General features: G+C 64.9%; 17 protein-coding genes. 7 read left to right on the top strand and 10 right to left on the bottom strand.

Features of this window, described 5'->3' with window-relative positions; all coding sequences use genetic code 11:
* Positions 1-24 precede the first annotated feature (24 nt).
* The 3 genes from J2W49_RS11825 (at position 25) to J2W49_RS11815 (ending at position 3,617) form a co-directional block, all read left to right on the top strand.
* On the top strand, positions 25-1,683 hold the full coding sequence (locus J2W49_RS11825) for a Na/Pi cotransporter family protein (protein ID WP_310315895.1): 1,659 nt from the start codon (positions 25-27) through the stop codon (positions 1,681-1,683).
* A 77-nt stretch (positions 1,684-1,760) separates the two neighbouring features.
* Complete coding sequence (locus tag J2W49_RS11820; protein WP_310315893.1) at positions 1,761-2,912, top strand: aminotransferase class V-fold PLP-dependent enzyme; 1,152 nt, start codon at positions 1,761-1,763, stop codon at positions 2,910-2,912.
* A gap of 165 nt (positions 2,913-3,077) precedes the next feature.
* Complete coding sequence (locus J2W49_RS11815) at positions 3,078-3,617, top strand: porin family protein (protein ID WP_310315891.1); 540 nt, start codon at positions 3,078-3,080, stop codon at positions 3,615-3,617.
* Between the two features lie 188 nt (positions 3,618-3,805).
* Here J2W49_RS11815 and J2W49_RS11810 read toward each other — a convergent pair whose 3' ends face one another.
* Positions 3,806-4,798, bottom strand: a complete 993-nt coding sequence (locus tag J2W49_RS11810) for a quinone oxidoreductase family protein (RefSeq protein ID WP_310315889.1) — start codon at positions 4,796-4,798, stop codon at positions 3,806-3,808.
* A gap of 154 nt (positions 4,799-4,952) precedes the next feature.
* Between J2W49_RS11810 and J2W49_RS11805 the strand changes: the two genes are divergently transcribed.
* On the top strand, positions 4,953-5,885 hold the full coding sequence (locus tag J2W49_RS11805; protein ID WP_310316330.1) for a DMT family transporter: 933 nt from the start codon (positions 4,953-4,955) through the stop codon (positions 5,883-5,885).
* Positions 5,886-5,904: 19 nt separating this feature from the next.
* Here the strand turns inward: J2W49_RS11805 and J2W49_RS11800 are convergent, their stop codons facing one another.
* The 6 genes from J2W49_RS11800 to J2W49_RS11775 form a co-directional block, all read right to left on the bottom strand.
* Complete coding sequence (locus tag J2W49_RS11800; RefSeq protein WP_310315887.1) at positions 5,905-6,702, bottom strand: SDR family oxidoreductase; 798 nt, start codon at positions 6,700-6,702, stop codon at positions 5,905-5,907.
* Positions 6,703-6,878: 176 nt separating this feature from the next.
* On the bottom strand, positions 6,879-7,799 hold the full coding sequence (locus J2W49_RS11795; RefSeq protein WP_310315885.1) for a DMT family transporter: 921 nt from the start codon (positions 7,797-7,799) through the stop codon (positions 6,879-6,881).
* A gap of 139 nt (positions 7,800-7,938) precedes the next feature.
* The gene (gene tfpB / locus J2W49_RS11790) at positions 7,939-9,750 is read right to left on the bottom strand and encodes a type IV pilus assembly ATPase TfpB (protein WP_310315883.1); all 1,812 of its coding nucleotides are present in this window, start codon (positions 9,748-9,750) and stop codon (positions 7,939-7,941) included.
* A 23-nt stretch (positions 9,751-9,773) separates the two neighbouring features.
* Complete coding sequence (locus J2W49_RS11785; RefSeq protein ID WP_310315881.1) at positions 9,774-10,556, bottom strand: class I SAM-dependent methyltransferase; 783 nt, start codon at positions 10,554-10,556, stop codon at positions 9,774-9,776.
* A 78-nt stretch (positions 10,557-10,634) separates the two neighbouring features.
* Positions 10,635-11,216: a DNA-deoxyinosine glycosylase gene (locus J2W49_RS11780; protein WP_310315879.1), complete on the bottom strand. Its 582-nt coding sequence runs from the start codon at positions 11,214-11,216 to the stop codon at positions 10,635-10,637.
* Positions 11,213-12,067, bottom strand: a complete 855-nt coding sequence (locus tag J2W49_RS11775; protein ID WP_310315877.1) for a TatD family hydrolase — start codon at positions 12,065-12,067, stop codon at positions 11,213-11,215. The genes J2W49_RS11780 and J2W49_RS11775 overlap by 4 nt, the downstream gene beginning before the upstream one ends.
* Positions 12,068-12,154: 87 nt before the next feature.
* Here J2W49_RS11775 and J2W49_RS11770 point away from each other — a divergent pair, with 87 nt between their 5' ends.
* Positions 12,155-12,604: an META domain-containing protein gene (locus J2W49_RS11770; protein WP_310315875.1), complete on the top strand. Its 450-nt coding sequence runs from the start codon at positions 12,155-12,157 to the stop codon at positions 12,602-12,604.
* A gap of 19 nt (positions 12,605-12,623) precedes the next feature.
* Here J2W49_RS11770 and lolD read toward each other — a convergent pair whose 3' ends face one another.
* Together lolD and J2W49_RS11760 are read right to left on the bottom strand one after the other, a co-directional pair.
* Complete coding sequence (gene lolD / locus J2W49_RS11765) at positions 12,624-13,343, bottom strand: lipoprotein-releasing ABC transporter ATP-binding protein LolD (protein WP_310315873.1); 720 nt, start codon at positions 13,341-13,343, stop codon at positions 12,624-12,626.
* Entirely contained in the window at positions 13,336-14,592 is a 1,257-nt protein-coding gene (locus tag J2W49_RS11760; protein WP_310315871.1) for a lipoprotein-releasing ABC transporter permease subunit, read from the bottom strand. Before J2W49_RS11760 ends, lolD begins: the two co-directional genes overlap by 8 nt.
* Positions 14,593-14,636: 44 nt before the next feature.
* Here J2W49_RS11760 and J2W49_RS11755 point away from each other — a divergent pair, with 44 nt between their 5' ends.
* Together J2W49_RS11755 and recJ are read left to right on the top strand one after the other, a co-directional pair.
* Positions 14,637-15,632 carry a phosphoglycerate mutase gene (locus J2W49_RS11755; protein WP_310315869.1) on the top strand — a complete coding sequence of 332 codons (996 nt, stop codon included), beginning with the start codon at positions 14,637-14,639 and terminating at the stop codon, positions 15,630-15,632.
* Positions 15,629-17,365, top strand: coding sequence for a single-stranded-DNA-specific exonuclease RecJ (gene recJ / locus J2W49_RS11750; RefSeq protein WP_310315867.1), 1,737 nt, complete (start codon positions 15,629-15,631; stop codon positions 17,363-17,365). The genes J2W49_RS11755 and recJ overlap by 4 nt, the downstream gene beginning before the upstream one ends.
* 127 nt (positions 17,366-17,492) lie before the next feature.
* On the opposite strand, the gene J2W49_RS11745 is transcribed toward recJ, so the two are convergent.
* Complete coding sequence (locus J2W49_RS11745; protein WP_310315865.1) at positions 17,493-19,151, bottom strand: PAS domain S-box protein; 1,659 nt, start codon at positions 19,149-19,151, stop codon at positions 17,493-17,495.
* Positions 19,152-19,194: the final 43 nt, after the last annotated feature.

Here is a 19,194-nt window from a genome sequence, read left to right as displayed (position 1 = left end):
GCGGGGCGTATAGTTTCCCTGCACATGAAACATCTGCTGGATCTTCTCGCGGCAATCGCTCTGTTGGTCTGGGGCACGCACCTGGTGCGCACGGGCGTGCTGCGTGTTTTTGGCAGCAACCTGCGCCAGATTCTGGCGCGCAGCATGGGCAACCGTTTCAAGGCGGCCTTGTCCGGCCTGGGGGTCACGGCACTGGTGCAGTCGAGCACCGCCACCGCTTTGATCACAGCCTCTTTCGTGGGAAGAGGCCTGATCGCGCTGCCCGCCGCGCTGGCCGTGATGCTGGGGGCCGACATCGGCACCAGCGTCATGGCGGTGGTGTTTTCTTTCGATCTCTCCTGGCTTTCGCCACTGTTCATCTTCCTGGGCGTGACGCTGTTCATCTCGCGCCAGGGCAGTTCGGTGGGCGACGTTGGCCGCGTGCTGATCGGCCTGGGCTTGATGCTGCTGGCGCTGCGGCTGGTGACGGGGTCAACCAACGTGCTGACGCAGAACCCCGCCGTGCAGCTGATGCTGGAGTCGCTCAGCAGCGACCGCATGCTCGAGATTCTGGTGGGCGCCACCCTGGCGGTGCTGGCCTATTCCAGTCTGGCTGTGGTGTTGTTGTCGGCCACGCTGGCGTTGCAGGTGGTGGGGTTGGACGTGGCATTGGGCCTCGTGCTGGGTGCCAACCTGGGCAGCGGCCTGCTAGCGGTGCTGACCACGGCAAAGTCCGGCATCTCCACCCGCCAGGTACCGCTGGGCAATCTGTTGTTCAAGGTGCTGGGCGTGGCCATTGCGCCCTGGCTCATTCCGCTCTGGCTGGGCGTGGCACAGCGCTGGGTTCAGGACCCCGCCACCCTCACCGTGCTGTTCCATCTCAGCTTCAACGTCATGGTGGGCGCGGTGTTCATCGGCCTGACCCATCCCATTGCCCGGATGGTGGAACGCATCCTGCCCTTGCAGGACGGCAGCGCCGCCCTGAACCGCCCCAACCACCTGGACCCTTCCGCCCTGACCACGCCATCGCTTGCCATTTCGTGTGCGGCACGCGAAGCCATGCACCAGGCCGACGTGGTGGAGACCATGTTGCGGGGCGTGATGACCGTGATCAAGAACAACGACAAAAAACTGTCGCAAGAGCTGCGCAAACTCGACGACACGGTCGATCAGCTGTATTCCTCGATCAAGTACTACCTCACCAAGATCTCCCGTCAGCAGCTGAGCGAAGAAGAAAGCCGACGCTGGACCGACATCATCAGCTTCACCATCAACATGGAGCAGATCGGCGACACCGTGGAACGGGTGCTGCTCGATATAGAGGACAAGAAGATTCGCAAGAACCGCACGTTTTCCGACGCGGGCATGGCCGAAATTGTCGAACTGCACGCCCGCCTGCTGGACAACCTGCGCCTGGGCATGAGCGTGTTCCTCAACGGCAACGTGCGCGACGCACAGCGGCTGCTTGAAGAAAAGGTACGGTTCCGCGACATGGAGCGCGAGTACGCCGCCACCCACCTGGAACGCCTGTCCGACCAGAGTTTGCAGAGCATGGAGACCAGTTCGCTGCACATCGATCTCATCAGCGATCTCAAGCGCATCAACTCCCACATCTGTTCGATCGCCTACCCTATCCTGGACTCGGCTGGCGTGCTCGCTCCGAGCCGGCTCCGCCAGCCGTTGTCTGACGCCGCGCGCGACTGATGCCATCAGGGCCTGCACGCCCGAAGGGGCTGTGCTAATCTGACCGGCCAATTTCGCGACCTTCCCAGGAGACACTCATGCCCGGACTGCTGCCCCACGTCGACCCCGATGGTCTGTACGAGTTTTCGGTGGTCTACACCGACCGTGCGTTGAACCACATGTCCAAGCGCTTCCAGGGCGTGATGACCGACATCTCGACCATGCTCAAGCGCGTGTACGGGGCACATTCGGCGGTTCTGGTGCCCGGCAGCGGCACCTTCGGCATGGAGTCGGTGGCGCGGCAGTTTGCGCACGGCAAGCATGTGATGGTGATCCGCAATGGCTGGTTCAGCTTTCGCTGGACCCAGATCTTCGACATGGGCAGCATCCCCGCCAGCCACACCGTGATGAAGGCTCGCCGCACCTCGTCCGATGCGCAGGCCCCCTGGTCCCCTGCACCCATTGAAGAAGTGGTGGCTGCCATCGCCCGCGAAAAGCCGGCACTGGTGTTTGCACCCCATGTGGAGACCGCCGCCGGCATGATCCTGCCCGATGACTATCTGCGTGCGGTGGCCGACGCGGTGCACGCGGTGGGTGGCCTGTTCGTGCTGGACTGCATTGCTTCGGGCGCCATGTGGGTGGACATGGAGGCCACCGGCGTGGACATCCTGATCTCCGCGCCTCAAAAGGGCTGGAGCAGCTCGCCTTGCTGCGCCATGGTGATGCTCAGCACGCGCGCGCGCACCGCCATCGACCACACACAGAGCACCACCTTCGCCATGGACCTGCGCAAGTGGTTGCAGATCATGGAGACCTACGAAGCCGGTGGCCATGCGTACCACAGCACCATGCCCACCGACGCCCTGCACCGCCTGCGCGACACCATGAAAGAGACCGAGGCCTACGGCTATGCCCGCGTGCGCGACGAACAGGTCCAGTTGGGTCGCCAGGTGCGCGACCTGCTGGAGCGGCATGGGTTTGCCAGCGTGGCAGCCGAAGGCTTTCAAGCGCCCGGCGTGGTGGTGAGCTACACCACCGATCCCGACATCCAGTCGAGCAAGAAATTCCTGACCGCTGGCCTGCAGGCCGCCGCCGGTGTACCGCTGCAATGCGACGAACCCGCCGATTTCCGCAGCTTCCGCATCGGCCTGTTCGGGCTCGACAAGTGGCACGACGTTCCCGCCACCCTGCAGCGCCTGGAGCAGGCACTGCAGAGCATGGGCCTGTCAGAGATGACTTCTCCGGCCTAGGGGCTGGGCGTCTTTTGCTCATACCCCGCTCACTTACCGAATGAGACAAACGTAGCCCCTGCTTTCCCTCTGGGCAGGAACGAAGTGCAAAGCCAGGTGGTCCACTGAAGTGTTGCCCCTTCTGAGGGCGGCATTCTTCACACTCTCTATCGGAGGACCCCTCGCATGAAACATCTCGGCAAAATCGTCGCCATCTCCGCTGTGGCACTGACCGCAGCCACCGCACAGGCCCAGGGCATGTACGGCGAACTTGGTTACAGCCACCTCAACTTCGAAGAAACCGACACCGCGTTCTCGGCCAAGGTCAACCCTTCGATGGTGCGCGGCATCATTGGCTACGAACTCAACCCGAACCTCGCCGTCGAAGGCCTGGTGGGTCTGGGCCTGCAATCGGACGACGTGCGGGTGGGCAGCGCCAGCCTCAAGGGCAAGGTCGACAACATTGCCGGGGTGTTCGTCAAGCCCAAGGTCATGCTGGGCGACACGGTGGAATTGTTTGGTCGCGCCGGCGTGGCCACCACCAAGGTCAGCGCCAGCGCAGGCAGCCTGAGCATCTCTGATCGCGGCACCAGCTTTGCCTACGGCGGTGGCGCCAGCTTCGCGCTGACTCCTGCGATGTCGATCAACGCCGACTACATGCGCTACTACGACCGCAAAGGCATCAAGGTCGACGGCATCAACGTCGGTGTGGGCGTGAAGTTCTAAGGCACCCCCCTGCGCCGCCTTGCGGCTTCCCCCCTCTCTGGCGCGCCTACGGCGCTGGGAGGGGGGACGGCATCTTGGGCCGGCGGAGCCGGACCCTTGATGCCCCTGGATTGACTACCCTTCTGGCGTTCGGCTAAGTCCCCTCTGGAAGAGGTCTGGGGTGAGAGATCTCCCCCCTGTTTCGTTGCTCAGGGCAACAGCACGGTGCAGCCCGTGGTGGCCCGTGCCTCCAGGCTGCGGTGGGCCTGCTGGACTTCGGTCAGCGCAAAGCGCTGATCAATGCGGATCTTCACCTGGCCCACTTCCACCACCGCAAACAGATCGTCGGCCATGGCCTGGGTCCGCTCCCGGCTGGTGATGTGGCTGAACAAGGTCTGCCGCGTCACGTACAGCGATCCTTTGGCGCCCAGGATGCCAGGTGCAAACGGCGGCACCGGGCCGCTGGCATTGCCGAAGCTGACCATCAGGCCAAACGGCATCAGACAGTCCAGCGACTTGTCGAAGGTGTCCTTGCCCACCGAGTCGTAGACCACTTTCACGCCATTACCACCGGTGATTTCTTTCACCCGCGCTGCAAAGTCTTCCTGCCGGTAGTTGATGGTGAACTCGGCGCCATGCGCCTTGGCCAGCGCGCACTTTTCATCCGACCCGGCCGTACCGATCAGGCGCAACCCCAAGGCCTTGGCCCATTGGCAGGCGATCAGCCCCACGCCACCCGCGGCCGCGTGGAACAGCACAAAATCGCCCGCATTCAAGCCTTCCACCGGAGGGCATCGCTTGAGCAGGTACTGGGCCGTCAGGCCCTTGAGCATCATGGCCGCACCAGTTTCGAAGTCGATGGCGTCGGGCAACTGACACACGTTCATGGCGGGCATCACCCGCACATCGCAGTAGCTGCCGGGCGGATTGGCTGCGTAGGCGGCGCGGTCGCCCGCCTTGAGATGCGTCACACCGGCACCCACGGCCTCAATCACCCCAGCGCCTTCCATGCCCAGCGACAAGGGCATGGCGTTGGGGTACAGGCCGGTGCGCTGGTACACGTCAATGAAGTTCAGCCCCACCGCGTGATGTCGGATGCGAACCTCGCCCGGGCCCGGATCACCCACCTCGACGTTTTCCACCACGAGTTGCTCGGGGCCACCGTGGGCGTGGATGCGCACGGCGCGACTGGTCTGGGTCATGTGTCTCTCCTCGGATGGGAATCGGATGGATCGAGTGAATCAAATGGCTCACAAGTGCAACGACCGATGCTGCCACGAAAACGGTATTCTTTCAGTGTCCCGGATGTCAGCCCCGATTCAGCACGGGGCACGGGGCGGTGGTTACAGTGGCGCCATGCCCACCAACCCGTCCGCTCGCCTCACGCCCACCACGCTCGTGCTGCTGATTCTGCCGCCCCTGATGTGGGCAGGCAATGCCGTGGTCGGCCGCATGATGCAGGGCGTGGTGCCCCCTTTGACCCTGAACTTTCTTCGCTGGGCACTGGCGCTGCTCATATTGCTGCCCATCGCGGGCTGGGTGCTGCGACCGGGCAGCCCTTTGTGGCCGCACTGGCGGCGGTTTGCGCTGCTCGGGTTGCTGGGCGTGGGTCTGTACAACTCACTGCAGTACCTGGCGCTCAAAACTTCATCACCCATGAACGTGACACTGGTGGCGTCGAGCACCCCGGTGTGGATGTTGCTGCTGGGGCGTTTGTTCTTCAATGCGCCGATCTCCAGACGGGCCGTCCTGGGTGCCGTGCTGGCGCTCACCGGTGTGGCGGTGGTCCTGTCGCGAGGCGACTGGGAGCAGTTGCTCGCGGTGCAACTGGTGCCAGGGGATGCGTGGATGCTGCTGGCTTCGCTGTTGTGGGCCTGGTACAGCTGGCTGCTGGCCAGACCCCGATCAGAGCCTGCGGCCATCAAGGCAGACTGGGCGGCTTTTCTGCTGGCCCAGATCGTCATGGGGCTTTGCTGGTCTGGCGCGATGACGGCGGGTGAATGGTGGCTGCTGCCCACGGCCCAGGCCGGTTCTCCGCATCTGGCGTGGGGCTGGCCGCTGGCTGCGGGCCTGCTTTTTGTGGCGGTGGGTCCGTCGCTGCTGGCCTACCGCTGCTGGGGGGCGGCCGTTTCCCGGGTGGGGCCAGCCACGGCCAGCGTGTTCTCCAACCTCACGCCCCTGTTTGCGGCGCTCATGTCGGCCACGTTGCTGAGCGAACCACCCAGGGCTTACCACGCGCTGGGTTTCGTGCTGATCGTGGGCGGGATTCTGGTGAGCTCACGAAGCTGATCGTGGCGCCACGCCCGGCTCAGAACGTGCCCGGATACGCCCCACCATCGGCCAGCACGTTCTGCCCCGTCATGTAGGCGGCGTGCACGCTGCACAGAAACGCGCAGATGGCGCCGAACTCTTGCGGGGTGCCGTAACGCCCGGCCGGAATCTGGGCCTGTTGGCTGAGGCGAATCTCTTCCATGCTCTTGCCAGTCTTGTCGGCAGCGGCCTTGAGCGTGGCGGCGATGCGGTCGGTGTCGAACTTGCCCGGCAACAGGTTGTTGATGGTCACACCCTGCGCGGCCAGCGGGCTGCGCGCCACACCCGCCACGAAGCCCGTGAGGCCGCTGCGTGCGCCATTGGACAGGCCCAGGATGTCGATCGGCGCCTTCACGGCGCTGGAGGTGATGTTGACGATGCGCCCGAAACCGCGCTCGGCCATGCCATCGACCGTGGCCTTGATGAGTTCGATGGGTGTGAGCATGTTGGCGTCCACCGCCTTGATCCAGGCTTCACGGTCCCAGCTGCGGAAGTCGCCCGGCGGTGGACCGCCTGCGTTGTTGACCACGATGTCGAACGCCGTGCCAGGCCCGCCCGCCACGGAAAGGGCCGCCGCGCGGCCTTCGGGTGTGGTGATGTCGGCGGCCACGGTCAGCACCTTCACGGCGGGTGATGCCTGCGCAATGGCCGCAGCGGCAGCCTCAAGGACCGGCGCGCCACGCGCCACCATCACCACGTTCACCCCTTCGGCCGCCAGCGCCTGCGCGCAGCCCAGCCCCAGCCCCTTGCTCGCGCCGCACACTAGCGCCCATCTGCCTGCAATACCCAGATCCATGCTGTCTTCTCCTAAAAGTCTTCAATGGCGCAGAAGCGCCACGTAGGGTGTCTGAAGCGATAAATCCAAACCCTTCCGGCGCGAAGCGTCTGAGGTCCAGAGATACCGTGGAACCGGCTCTGCCGGGCCACTGGTATCGCCCCCTTGAGGGGGTAGCGCGAAGCGCTGCGGGGGTGTCATCCTCTCCTCCGGGTCACCAGAAACACCCCTGCCACCACCAGCACCGTGCCGGCCACGATCCAGCGGTTGAAGGGCTCGTCCAGAATCAGCACGCCCATGGCGATGGTGGACATGGGGCCGATCATGCCGGTCTGCGCCGCCAACCCGGCGCCGATGCGCTCGACGGCCATCATCACCATGATCACCGGTGCAAAAGTGCACAGGGTGGCATTGAGCAGTGACAGCCAGATCACCTCGGGTGCCACCACCGCCGCGCTCATGGGCCGCAGCAGCACGAACTGCAGCAGGCACAACACGCACGCCACACTGGTGGCCAGCCCGACCAGCCGCATCGATCCCAGTCGCTTGACCAGTTCCCCGCTGTACACGAGGTAGATGGCGTAGCTGGCCGCACTGGCAAACACCAGCACGGCGCCCAACGCGGCGTTGGGGCCGGCAAAGTCGGCTTCGTGGCCAAACACCAGCAGCACGCCGGCGTAGCTCACGAACATGGCGATCGCCTGCAGGCCGGTGATGCGGCGCTTGTAGATGACCCAGCCCAGCAATAGCACCAGCGTGGGGTTGAGGTACAGGATGAGCCGTTCCAAGCTGGCACTGATGTACTCCAGCCCCCAGAAATCCAGAAAGCTCGCGAGGTAGTAGCCGGTGACCCCCAGGCCCAGCACGCCCAGCGCGTCGCGGGCGGTCAGGGGCACGCGCTCGCTGCGACCCTGGCGCACCGTGGCCCACCAGGCCAGCGCCACAAACAGCGGCAAGGCAAACAGCATGCGGTACATGATCAGCGTGACCGCGTCCACACCGTACCGGTACGCCAGCTTCACGATGATGGCTTTGCCGCTGAAGGCAATGGAGCCGGCGCCTGCCAGCAGCAGTCCGGTGGCGAGGTGTGGCGAAGGCGCTGTGGTCACGGCAGGCATGCAGGATTATGGGCAGATGGACGCAGGCAGGTGTTCGAAGGGACACTGCGCGTGCCCCCGAGGCGCGGGGTTCGGCAAGAGGAAAACAGGGTGACAGCGGGTGCTTGATGACGGGGCCCTGCTCCCTGCTTCGCCGGTGTCAGCTCACCGGCGGTGTGCTGGCAAGCACCTCGTCCAGCGTGGTCTTGCCTTCTGCCACCCGCATGGCGCCCGCGAGCCGCAAAGGGCGCATGCCGTCGGCCACGGCCTGCTTGCGCATCACTTCCAGTCGCGGCTCCCGGCTGACGCGGTCCTTGAAGGCCTCGGTGACTTCCAGCAGTTCATACAGGCCGGTGCGACCCCGGTAACCCGTCATGCGGCAGTCGACGCACCCCACCGGCTGGTAGGGGCGGTAACGGCCACTCACCTTCCAGGGCTTGACCAGATCGGCCAGCGCGGCGCTGGAGGCTTCGGCGGCAGACTCGTCTTCACGCTTTCGGCAAGCCGGACACAGCGTGCGCACCAGGCGCTGCGCGAGCACGCCGAGCACGGTGGCGTTGATGAGGTAGGGCGGAATGCCCAGCTCCATCAGGCGCATGATGGCCGAGGGCGCATCGTTGGTGTGCAAGGTGGTGAACACCAGGTGACCGGTGAGCGCGGCCTGCACCGCCATTTCTGCGGTGGGCAGGTCACGCACCTCGCCCACCATGATGATGTCCGGGTCCTGACGCATCAGGGCACGCAGGCCCTGCGCGAAGTCCAGGTCCAGATGCGGCTGCACCTGGGTCTGGTTGAAGGCCGGTTCGATCATCTCGATCGGGTCTTCCACCGTGCTCACGTTCACCTCTTCGGTGGCCAGACGCTTGAGCGTGGCGTAGAGCGTGGTGGTCTTGCCCGAACCGGTAGGGCCCGTCACCAGCACGATGCCGTGCGGCCGACGGGTGAGCCCCTCCCACCGCGCCGCATCGTGTGTGGAAAAGCCCAAGGCACTCAGGTCCTTCACCGTGGCCTCGGGGTCGAAGATGCGCATCACCAGCTTCTCGCCAAAGGCGGTCGGCAGCGTGGACAAGCGCATCTCCACCTCGTCACCGCGCACCGCGCCCACGCCGGGGCGCAAGGTCTTGATGCGGCCGTCCTGCGGGCGGCGCTTTTCCACCACGTCCATGCGGCCCAGCAGCTTGATGCGCGCGATCATGGCGTTCATCACGCCAATGGGCATCTGGTAGACCGGGTGCAGCACGCCGTCGATGCGGAAACGGATCACACCCTGCTCTCGCCGCGGCTCCAGATGGATGTCGCTGGCACGCTGGTCAAACGCGTACTGCCACAGCCAGTCGACCACCTGCACCACGCCTTGGTCGTTGGCGTCCAGTTGCTTGTTGGCCTTGCCCAGCTCCACCAGTTGTTCAAAGCTGCCAAAGCCGGCCTGCCCGCCGCTCTTGCTGGCGGCCCTTACCGATTTCGCCAGTGCAAAAAACTCGGCGGTGTAGCGCGTGATTTCAGTCGGGCTGGCCACCACCATGCGCACGGTCTTGCGCGTCTGGCGCTCCACTTCTGAAACCCAGTCGCGCACGAAGGGTTCGGCTGTGGCCACCACGACCTCGGCAGGCCCGACCTGCACCGGCAGCACCTTGTGGCGTTCGGCATAGGCCGCGCTCATCACGTCGGCCACCTTGCCCACGTCCACCTTGAGGGGGTCGATGCGCATGTAGCTCAGGCCGCTGCGCTCGGCCAGCCACTGGGTGAGCGACTCGGCGTCGAGCACATGGCCGTCGGCCTTGCGCGCCATGCCCACCACGGCCAGGCGCTGCAATGGATGCTGGGCACTGTGGGCAGAGGCACAGCGGGTGATGGTGCGTTCGGCTTCGTCGGTGGAGATGACGCCGTCTTCACGCAGCCAATCCACCAGCGAACGCCAGTCGAGCGGGCCCAGCATAGAGGCGGCAACAGGGGTCTGGACGGTGGATTTCATGGATTCTGAAAGTACGGTCTTCTTCAGGACACCGGCTTAAAAATGCGCAGCCACTTCACGGCCGGCAACTGCCAGCGCGACTGCACGGCTTCAGCGCGCGCGAGCAGCGCCATGCGGGTGGGGCGGTCTGCGGTGCGCTGGGCCAGCACAATGGTGTTGCCTTCGCGCGTGGGCTTGAAGGCCCAGACCGCGTCTTCGCCAAACGCCGCGCAGATGCTTTGCAGTGAACGCTCGTAGCTGGCATCGCGACCAAACAGGTTGACCGTCATGATGCCTTCGTCGCTGAGCACGGAACGGCAATCGGCGTAGAAGTCCGGGCTGTCGAGCACCGGGGCGGCGGCCTCGTGGTCGTACAGGTCCACCTGCAGAGCGTCGTATTGACCGGTGTGCACCGGCTTGCGGATTTCCTGTTCGGCATCGGCCAGCAACACGCGCAGACGCGGGCCATCGGCCGGCAACTTGAACCAGCCCCGGCAGGCGGCGAGCACTTGCGGGTTGATTTCAATGGCAGTGGTGTCCATGCGCAGCGTCTTGAAGCAGAACTTGGTGAGCGCCGCCGAGCCCAGCCCCAGTTGCAGGGCACGGCGTTTGGGCACCGAATCGGGCTCCACGAAGAGCAGCCAGGCCATCATGCGCTGCACGTAGTCCAGCTCGATGGCGAAGGGCGAGTCGATCAGCATGGTGCCCTGAATCCACTCCGTGCCCAGGTGCAGGAAACGCACCTCACCGTCTTCAGACAGGGTCACATCGGGCAAGGTCTGCGGCCCTGTGCGCTTGCGGGCAGTGGCGTTGGCGCCGGCCTTCATGGACGGGCTCCGCGAAAGGGGGTACGTGAAACGGGGCAAAAAAGAAGCATGGTGCGAGGGTGCTGATCAGACGCCCCATTATGGGTTCATGCCCGTCGGCCCCACGGTGGCGATGCCGTGACGGCGCAGCACAGCCGCCCAGGCCTGGCGCTTGCGTTCAAAAGACCAGCTGGCGTTGGCCGGGCTGGTCGATGGCAAGCGGTGGATCAGCACCGGCCTCGCATCCGGGTCTCCTTCAAGCATATCCAACGGCTCAGTGACCAGACACCCTCCCAGCGCGGCCGCCACATGGCGCGCATGGCGGTGGCTCTCGCCGCCGTTGTGCGCCACGCCTTCCAGCAAGGGGCAGGTGCGCAACACAACGCTGAAATCGTTGAGCTCGCCCTGGCGGATGTCGGCGTCCAGACTGCCTTCGCGCTGACAAGCCTGGTACACGTCCCACACGCCGAGCCCATGTGCTCGCAGGGCGGCAATGCGTTCAGGGTAAGTCGCAGTGGCCAGGGGCAAACCCCACAGCGCACCCAGAATCTTCCAGAAATGGTTCTGCGGATGGCCGTAATACTGCTGCGCCCGCAGTGACGCCACGCCCGGAAAACTGCCCAGCACCAGCAGGCGGGTGTGGGCGTCGATGACCGGAGGCAGACCCTGCAAACGGTTCATGCGTGGGACGGTAGTGAGGAGAGAAGCCTTGCAAGGCCTGGCAAGGCGGCACAGGCGTTGGCGCAGCTGGCCTCGGACAATGCCGCATCGGAAATACCGCGCAACCCCGCCACCACGTGGGCAATGCGTGGCAGTTCGGCAGGGGTGTTCACGCCCTGCGGTTTTCCTTCGCTGCGCTCGGCGGCTGTGGTGTACAGCCATTGAGGCGGAATGTCGGGCGAATCGGTCTCCAGAACCAGTGCCGACAGGGGCAGCGAAGCCGCCAGGCGGCGGATTTTCTGTGCGGCTTCAAAGGTGGCGGTGCCGCCAAAACCCAGTTTGAAGCCCAGGTCCAGAAACGCCTGCGCCTGCTGCTCGCTGCCATTGAAGGCGTGGCCAATGCCACTGACGGGCAGTGCGCGCAGATGCTTGAGCAAAGCGTCGGCGCTGCGCCGCACATGCAGGATCACCGGCAGTTGGTGTTTGCGCGCCAGCTTGAGCTGCTCGCGATAGAACCACGTCTGCCGCTCGCGCATGGTGGGTTCACACAGGGCCGGCACAAAAAAATCCAGCCCGATTTCGCCCACCGCCACCAGGCGCGGGTCGGTACGGTGTTCGGTGAGGGCGTGATCGAGCGCCTCCAGGTCGGATTCCAACGCCTGCGGCACACACAGTGGATGAATGCCCAGCGCATAAGCGTCGCCCAGCCGGTGGGCCAGCACGCGCACGGTGTCGAAATTCGCACGCATCACGGCGGGAATCACACACAGGCGAACGCCCAGGGAAGCGGCGCGCTCACGCGCTGCCTCAGCCAGCACGTGGTCGGGGCCGAATTCGGGGGCGTCGAGATGGCAATGGGTGTCAATCCACATGTCGGGATGGCGGTATAACCACCATTGTGGGGGCAAGCGCCGTTGGTGCCTGCCCATCGTTTCCTTCCCCCTCAAGTGGAGCCCATCATGAACAACTCCTTACAGCACCCGCGCGGGGTCCTGCGCCCACCGGCATGGTGTCTGCCCGCCATGTTGGTCATGCTGGCGGCCTGTGCCGGCGCAAGCTCTGCGCCAGCCGGAGCGGCCGCGTTGGTGGGCACAGAATGGCGTCTAGAAAGCATCAACGGTCTACCGGTGATGGACCGCTCTGCAGCGAGTCTGCAGTTCCCCGAGTCCGGCCGGGTCGCTGGCAATGGCTCGTGCAACACCTTTGTTGGCGCGGTGGCCGTTGACAATGAAAGCATCATCTTTCGCCAGATGGCCTCCACCAAAATGGCCTGCATGGGAGGTGCCGGCGAACAGGAAACCCGCTACATGGAAGCCCTTCGCCAGGCCCAGCGATACCAGGTGCAGGATGGGCAATTGCTGATCCATGTGCAGGGCATGGATCAGCCGCTGAGGTTCACGAAGAAATAGCCTGTCCGCCGGCGGCGCCTCAGGTCAGCACGCCTGCGGTCAGTCGCAAGGTGCGGGCGCAGCGCGCGGCCAGCGTTTCGTCGTGCGTGACCACGATGAAAGCCGTGCCTTGGTCCCGGGCCAGTTGCATCATCAGTTCGAACACGCCTTCGGCGGTACCGCGATCCAGGTTACCGGTGGGCTCATCGGCCAGCACACAAGCGGGCTGGGTCACCAGTGCGCGTGCGATGGCCACCCGCTGGCGCTCGCCGCCTGAGAGTTCGGCCGGTCGGTGGTGCAACCGCTCACCCAGACCCACACGGGCCAGCATCTGTGCAGCATGTTCCGCCGCTTGCGCGCGGGGCATGCGGCGGATCCACAGCGGCATGGCCACGTTGTCGCGGGCGCTGAACTCCGGCAGCAGGTGGTGGAACTGATAGACGAAGCCCAGGTGCTGGTTGCGCAGATGGCCTTGCTGCGCCGCGCCCAGACCCGCCAGCCCCTGGCCCATGAGCTGGACCGTGCCGCTGCTGGGCGCATCCAGCCCGCCCAGCAAATGCAGCAAGGTGCTCTTGCCCGAGCCGGACGCGCCCACGATGGCCACGGTCTCGCCGGCACGCACGGTCAGGTCGACGCCCTTCAGAACCGTCACGTCGAGTCGGCCTTCGGTGAAGCGTTTGGTGAGGCCGGTGGCGCTGAGCACCACGTCCGTTCGGGCCGAGCCTGTGGAAGCCGGGGCCAGGGTCTGAACTTCACTCATAACGCAATGCCTCCGCAGGGTTCACGCGGCTGGCACGCCAGCTGGGGTAAATCGTGGCCACAAACGACAGGATCAGAGAGATCACGCCGATGGGCATGATGTCGCTTTGCTGCGGATCGCTTGGCATGCGGCTGATGAGGTAGATGTCCTTGGGCAAAAAGCTCGCGCCCAGCAGGCTTTCCAGCGCCGGCACGATGGAGTCGATGTTGAAGGCGATGCCCAGGCCCAGCAACAGGCCCAGGCCGGTGCCAATGACGCCCACCATGGCCCCTTGCACCATGAACACGCCCATGATGCTGCCGGGGCTCGCGCCCAGGGTGCGCAGGATGGCGATGTCGGCGCGCTTGTCGGTCACGGTCATCACCAGCGTGGACACCAGGTTGAAGGCGGCCACGGCCACGATCAGCGTTAGGATGATGAACATCATGCGCTTTTCGAGCTGCACGGCCGCAAACCAGGTGCGGTTCTGGCGCGTCCAGTCGCGCACCAGAAGACCCTGGTCGAGTTGCGAAACCAGATCCATCGCCACTTCGCGCGCCTGGTGCAAATCCCTGATCTTCACCCGCACACCCGTGGGCCCTTCCACGCGGAAAATGCGTGCCGCATCGTCCATGTGCAGCATGGCCAGCGCGGAGTCGTATTCAAAGTGACCCGAATCGAACACGCCCACCACCGTCATCTGGCGGATGCGGGGCACCACCCCTGCGGGCGTGACCTGACCACTGGGCGCGATCAGCGTGACCGAATCGCCCGTGAGCACCCCCAGGCTGCGGGCCAGTTCACCACCCAGCACGATGCCGAACTCCCCCGGCACCAGGCGCGGCAGCACCGTGTCGGCCAGATCGGCGGCCAGATCGGTGACACGGGGTTCCAGCGCGGGGTCAATGCCGCGCACCACCGCGCCCTTCATGTCTTCGCCCCGGGCAATCAAGGCCTGTGCGGCCACGAACGGCGCCACGCCTGTCACTTCCGGGTGGCCCTCGATGGTGGCCATGGTGCCGGTCAGGTCGGGAATGGCCTGGCCGCTGGCGTCGAAGACCTCGATGTGAGAGAGCACGCCCAGCATGCGGTCGCGCACTTCCTTCTGGAAGCCGTTCATCACCGACAGCACGATGATGAGCGCAGCCACGCCCAGCGCAATGCCCAGCATGGACACGCCTGAGATGAAGGAGATGAAGCCGTTGCGCCGGGTGGCGCGGCCAGCGCGCGTGTAGCGCCAGCCCAGAATGAGTTCGTAGGGAGTTTGCATGTGTGGTTTCCAGGCGGGATTGTGGCATCCCCGACAATGCGGAGATGTCTGCCCCGCCCATGGCTCTTGAGCCTTCCCCGCACCTGCTGGTTCCTTTTGCCAGCGCCAGCGCGCCCGAATGCCAGGCCATGCTGAAAGCGCTCAAGCTGCCGCAGCTGGAGGCCTTGCTGGCGGAACTGGTGCTGGAACACACCGACCCGGGTCACGACCACAGCCTCAGCGCGCCGCACGAACGGGCTCAGGCACAAGCCCTGGGCATCGTGCAGGCAGACGGCACGGTCTTTCCCGATGGTCAGATTCCCTGGGCTGCGGCTTACAGCGAAACACCCACCACGCCGCAAGCCTGGTTCACGCCCTGCCACTTTCAGGTGGGCATGGACCAGGTAACCCTGCTGCCTGCCGACCAGTTCGGCCTTGACGACGCCCATGCACGGCCCCTCTTCGACGCGCTGACCCCGTATTGCCGTGAAGACGGCATCACCTTGACCTACGAAAGCGCAACGCGCTGGCGCGCCAGCGGCGACGTTTTGAAAGGCCTGGCCTGTGCCAGCCTGGATCGCGTCAGCGGGCGCACGGTGGACGGCTGGCTGGCCGACAATCCGCTTCAGCATGCCGGCAGCCAGTTGCTCAAGCGACTGCAGAGCGAAGCCCAGATGCTGTTCTACACCCACCCGGTGAACGACACGAGGGAGGCAGCCCGGCAGCCCATCATCAACGGTTTCTGGGTCAGCGGTGCCGGTGCCGCAGCTGTGGCCCCCGCCACCGACGCCGCACCCACCATGCCCGACGCCTTGCGCCAGGCCGCCTTGCGCGGCGACTGGGCGGCCTGGCAAGCGGCCTTGGCCGAGCTGGACGCCACCCACATACGTGCCTTGCGCGAAGCCACCCGGCGCGGAGAACCCGTGATGCTGACACTCTGCGGTGAGCGCCACGCGCAGCGCTGGACCAGCGTGCGGCGCGGCGCAGTTGCCCGCCTGGGCCAACGTTTCAAGAATCTGCTGGGCTCCAACCCGGCCTGGAAAGTGCTCGAATCCTTATGAAAATCATCACACGCGACGTGCCCCCGCGGGCTGTCTGGGCGCTGGAACAAGGTGGCGTGCATCCGCTGCTGGCGCGCCTGTTTGCCGCGCGCGGCATCACCAGCAAGGACGAGCTCGACGATGCACTCGGCCGGCTGATTCCACCCACCCAGATGCTCGGCGCGCAGGAGGCCGCCCGTGCGCTGGCCGACGCCATGACGGCCCGGCAACGCATCTGCATCGTGGCAGACTACGACTGCGACGGCGCCACCGCCTGTGCCGTGGCGGTGCGCGGCTTGCGCCTGCTGGGTGGGCCCATGGGTTTCGATAGCGTGGAATACCTGGTGCCCGACCGCGTAAACGACGGCTACGGCCTCACCCCGTCGATCGCCCGCCGCGTGAAGGAACGTGGCGCCGACTGGCTGGTGACCGTGGACAACGGCATTGCCAGCGTGGCCGGTGTGAAGGCGGCGCGGGAACTGGGTCTGAACGTGCTGGTGACCGACCACCACCTGCCCGCGGTGCAGGACGGCGAGGTGGTGCTGCCGCAGGACTGCATCATCGTCAACCCGAACCAGCCGGGGTGCAGCTTCGAGAGCAAATCGATTGCCGGTGTGGGCGTGATGTTCTATGTGCTGCTGGCACTGCGCGCAGAACTGCGAGAGCGCGGTGTGTTTTCCATTCAGACACAACCGAAGATCGATGCGCTCCTGCCCCTGATCGCCCTGGGCACGGTCGCCGACGTGGTCAAGCTCGACGCCAACAACCGCCGCCTGGTGGCACAAGGCCTCAGGCGCGTGCGGGCCGGCGCGTTACCGCCCGGCATGGCAGCGCTGTTCCAGGTGGCCGCGCGTCGGCCGGAGGTGGCCACCAGTTTTGACTTCGGTTTTGCTCTGGGGCCACGCCTCAACGCCGCCGGTCGCCTGGCCGACATGACACTGGGCATCGAATGCCTGATCACCGACGACGCCGGTCGCGCCGACGAACTGGCGCGCACGCTCGACGGCATCAACCGCGAACGCAAGACCATTGAGGGCGACATGCGCGAACAGGCGCTGATGCTGGCCGAAGAAATGTTCGATGAATCCGAAGAACCGCCGCCTGCGCTGGTGGTGTTCGACCCGGATTTTCACGAAGGCGTGGTGGGCATCGTGGCCTCGCGCCTGAAGGACAAACTGCACCGCCCCACCTTCGTGTTCGCCGCCAGCGCGGCCGACGGCAAGGAAAACGAACTCAAGGGTTCGGGCCGATCGATTCCCGGTTTTCATCTGCGCGACGCGCTCGACCTGGTGGCCAAGCGCCACCCGGGCGTGCTGCTGCGCTTTGGCGGCCATGCCATGGCAGCCGGCTGCACCATCGAAGAAGAGCATCTGGACACCTTTGAATCGGCCTTGCAGCAGGTCGCCCACGAATGGCTGGACGCCGCCACCCTGCAGCGCCGCCTGGAAGCCGACGGCCCGCTCGACACCCAGTACCGTCGCGCGGATCTGGTGGACACGCTGCACAAGGAGGTGTGGGGTCAGGGCTTTGCCCCGCCGGTGTTCTGCGAAGAGGTGCAGATCGTCTCGCAGCGCCTGGTTGGCGAAAAACACCTGGCGCTCAAGCTCAAGCATCAGGGCGAGCCAGTCGACGGCATCTGGTTCGGTCACACCGAACCACTGCCGGTGCGGGTGAAGCTGGCTTTCCGGCTCGATGCGGACGAATGGCAGGGTCAGCGCAGGGTGCGCTTCCTGATCGAAGCCGCTGAAATTTGACCCCGCGCCGCAGCGCAGCCCCCCGCCGCGCTTCGAGCGCCCCCTGACCGCAGGGGTGGTCTATGCAAGTGCCTTTCGAATCTGCCGCCAGTACACCGGCGTGAGGCTGCGCACCATCCAGTGATGCTCACACGTCCGCCTTCACCTCCGGCTGTCCACTGGCCGGATCGATCGGAAGCGTCACGCGGAAGACGGTCCCCTTCTCCCCTGTGCTCCGTACAGCAATATCGCCGTGGTGACTCTGCACGATGCCGTAGGACACAGCAAGCCCGAGTCCGGTGCCTTTGCCGACCGGTTTGGTCGTGAAGAACGGTTCGAATATGCGCGCTTGAACATCCGGAGCGATTCCGTTTCCCGTGTCCTCGATTTCGACCCAGACGGAGTCGCCCACCTGTGCACTCCGGATCCTGATCGTCCCTCTTTCCGGAATGGCCTGCCCAGCGTTGACCAGCAGATTCATGAAAACCTGATTCAACTGGAACGGGATGCAGCGGATTGGCGGCAGCTGCCCATAGTCTTTGACGACATCGGCCTTGTACTTCAGTTCGTTGGCCACGATGTTGAGCGTGCTGTCGATGCAGTTGTGTACGTCGGCCCATTGCCACTGCGCTTCGCCAGGATGCGAAAAATCCTTGAGATCCGCAACGATGCGCCTGACGCGCTCGATGCCGTCAAGCGATTCGTGCAACAACGTCGATGCGTCGTCGCGAATAAACGCATAGTCGATCTCCGTTTCCACATCGCGGATTCGTTGCCGCGACGGATCGTCAGGTGGACGGGCGCCCAGGGCGGCCTCGTAGGCGTCGGCCAGACGCAGGAACCCTGACAGGTAAGACTGGAACGTCCCCAGATTGGACTTCACGAAACCGACCGGGTTGTTGATCTCGTGGGCGACACCCGCAGCCAGCTGTCCCACGGCAGACATCTTCTCCGCCTGCAGCAGCTGCATCTGCGTCTCCTGAAGCCGCTTGTTGAGGGCTTTCAGGGCAGCGAGCTGCTCCGCCCGCTCACTCTCGAGACTTTTGCGCTCGGTGATGTCCTCGACGATGGACCAGACGTAGTGCTGATCGCCATGACCGGCGATTCGCACCCCGCAGGTCTGTACCGGAACGCGTTGCCCATCCTGGCGGCAGTACTCCAGCTCGATCGTGCCGTAGCGGCCGACATTCTCGATCGCCTGCCGCATGCCGGTCACTTCGTCGGCGTACCGCGCGGGAACCAGAGACCACATGTCCGTCTTTTTCAACACGTCGTCCGAGCAGCCGAGGAGGCGCTGGTAGGCACCGTTGCACTCGATATGGCGGCCCTGCTGGTCGACCAGTGCGATACCAAGCGGCGAGTGTTCGAAAAGCGCGCGGAGCTTCTCGTCACTGGCTGCTTCGGCCAGCTTGCGTTCGGTGATATCGAGCGCCAGGCCAATGACCGCCGGTTGTCCGTCGAACGGCATGGCGCGTCCGTGGACTTCGATGTGAATCCGCCGCCCGTCGCGGCGCAAACCGACGAACGAATAGCGCATTTCCGGCACTTCGCCTGCGGCCCGGCGGCGCACGTTCTCGGCGACTCTTTCGCGATCTTCAGGGGCAATCAAATCCGAAATCTTGAGTGAGTCGATGATGTCGGCGGGCGAAGCGTAGCCAAAGATGTTGGCAAACTCCTGGTTGACGTACTTGAAACGGCCATCCTGGATCACGTAGATCGCAGCCAATGTTTGCTCGACCAGCGCCTGGAGCCATTCACCCGGAAAAGCAAAGCCGTCGGATTCGGCGGTGCTTTCCGGCTTGCGCATGTCTTGGTTCTCGCTCAATGCATTCCCCCGCTCCGTCGAGATG

The organism is Hydrogenophaga palleronii, assembly GCF_031457455.1.
GTDB lineage: Bacteria > Pseudomonadota > Gammaproteobacteria > Burkholderiales > Burkholderiaceae_C > Hydrogenophaga > Hydrogenophaga palleronii_A.
Note: the sequence above shows the minus strand (reverse complement) of the source record. Positions and strands in the feature narration are given on the sequence as shown.

Excerpts from the sequence above, each read along its gene's own strand:
- J2W49_RS11825 (WP_310315895.1), top strand. The coding sequence starts at position 25 with ATGAAACATCTGCTGGATCTTCTCGCGGCAATCGCTCTGTTGGTCTGG.
- J2W49_RS11820 (WP_310315893.1), top strand. The coding sequence starts at position 1,761 with ATGCCCGGACTGCTGCCCCACGTCGACCCCGATGGTCTGTACGAGTTT.
- J2W49_RS11815 (WP_310315891.1), top strand. The coding sequence starts at position 3,078 with ATGAAACATCTCGGCAAAATCGTCGCCATCTCCGCTGTGGCACTGACC.
- J2W49_RS11810 (WP_310315889.1), bottom strand. The coding sequence starts at position 4,798 with ATGACCCAGACCAGTCGCGCCGTGCGCATCCACGCCCACGGTGGCCCC.
- J2W49_RS11805 (WP_310316330.1), top strand. The coding sequence starts at position 4,953 with ATGCCCACCAACCCGTCCGCTCGCCTCACGCCCACCACGCTCGTGCTG.
- J2W49_RS11800 (WP_310315887.1), bottom strand. The coding sequence starts at position 6,702 with ATGGATCTGGGTATTGCAGGCAGATGGGCGCTAGTGTGCGGCGCGAGC.
- J2W49_RS11795 (WP_310315885.1), bottom strand. The coding sequence starts at position 7,799 with ATGCCTGCCGTGACCACAGCGCCTTCGCCACACCTCGCCACCGGACTG.
- tfpB (WP_310315883.1), bottom strand. The coding sequence starts at position 9,750 with ATGAAATCCACCGTCCAGACCCCTGTTGCCGCCTCTATGCTGGGCCCG.
- J2W49_RS11785 (WP_310315881.1), bottom strand. The coding sequence starts at position 10,556 with ATGAAGGCCGGCGCCAACGCCACTGCCCGCAAGCGCACAGGGCCGCAG.
- J2W49_RS11780 (WP_310315879.1), bottom strand. The coding sequence starts at position 11,216 with ATGAACCGTTTGCAGGGTCTGCCTCCGGTCATCGACGCCCACACCCGC.
- J2W49_RS11775 (WP_310315877.1), bottom strand. The coding sequence starts at position 12,067 with ATGTGGATTGACACCCATTGCCATCTCGACGCCCCCGAATTCGGCCCC.
- J2W49_RS11770 (WP_310315875.1), top strand. The coding sequence starts at position 12,155 with ATGAACAACTCCTTACAGCACCCGCGCGGGGTCCTGCGCCCACCGGCA.
- lolD (WP_310315873.1), bottom strand. The coding sequence starts at position 13,343 with ATGAGTGAAGTTCAGACCCTGGCCCCGGCTTCCACAGGCTCGGCCCGA.
- J2W49_RS11760 (WP_310315871.1), bottom strand. The coding sequence starts at position 14,592 with ATGCAAACTCCCTACGAACTCATTCTGGGCTGGCGCTACACGCGCGCT.
- J2W49_RS11755 (WP_310315869.1), top strand. The coding sequence starts at position 14,637 with ATGTCTGCCCCGCCCATGGCTCTTGAGCCTTCCCCGCACCTGCTGGTT.
- recJ (WP_310315867.1), top strand. The coding sequence starts at position 15,629 with ATGAAAATCATCACACGCGACGTGCCCCCGCGGGCTGTCTGGGCGCTG.
- J2W49_RS11745 (WP_310315865.1), bottom strand. The coding sequence starts at position 19,151 with ATGCGCAAGCCGGAAAGCACCGCCGAATCCGACGGCTTTGCTTTTCCG.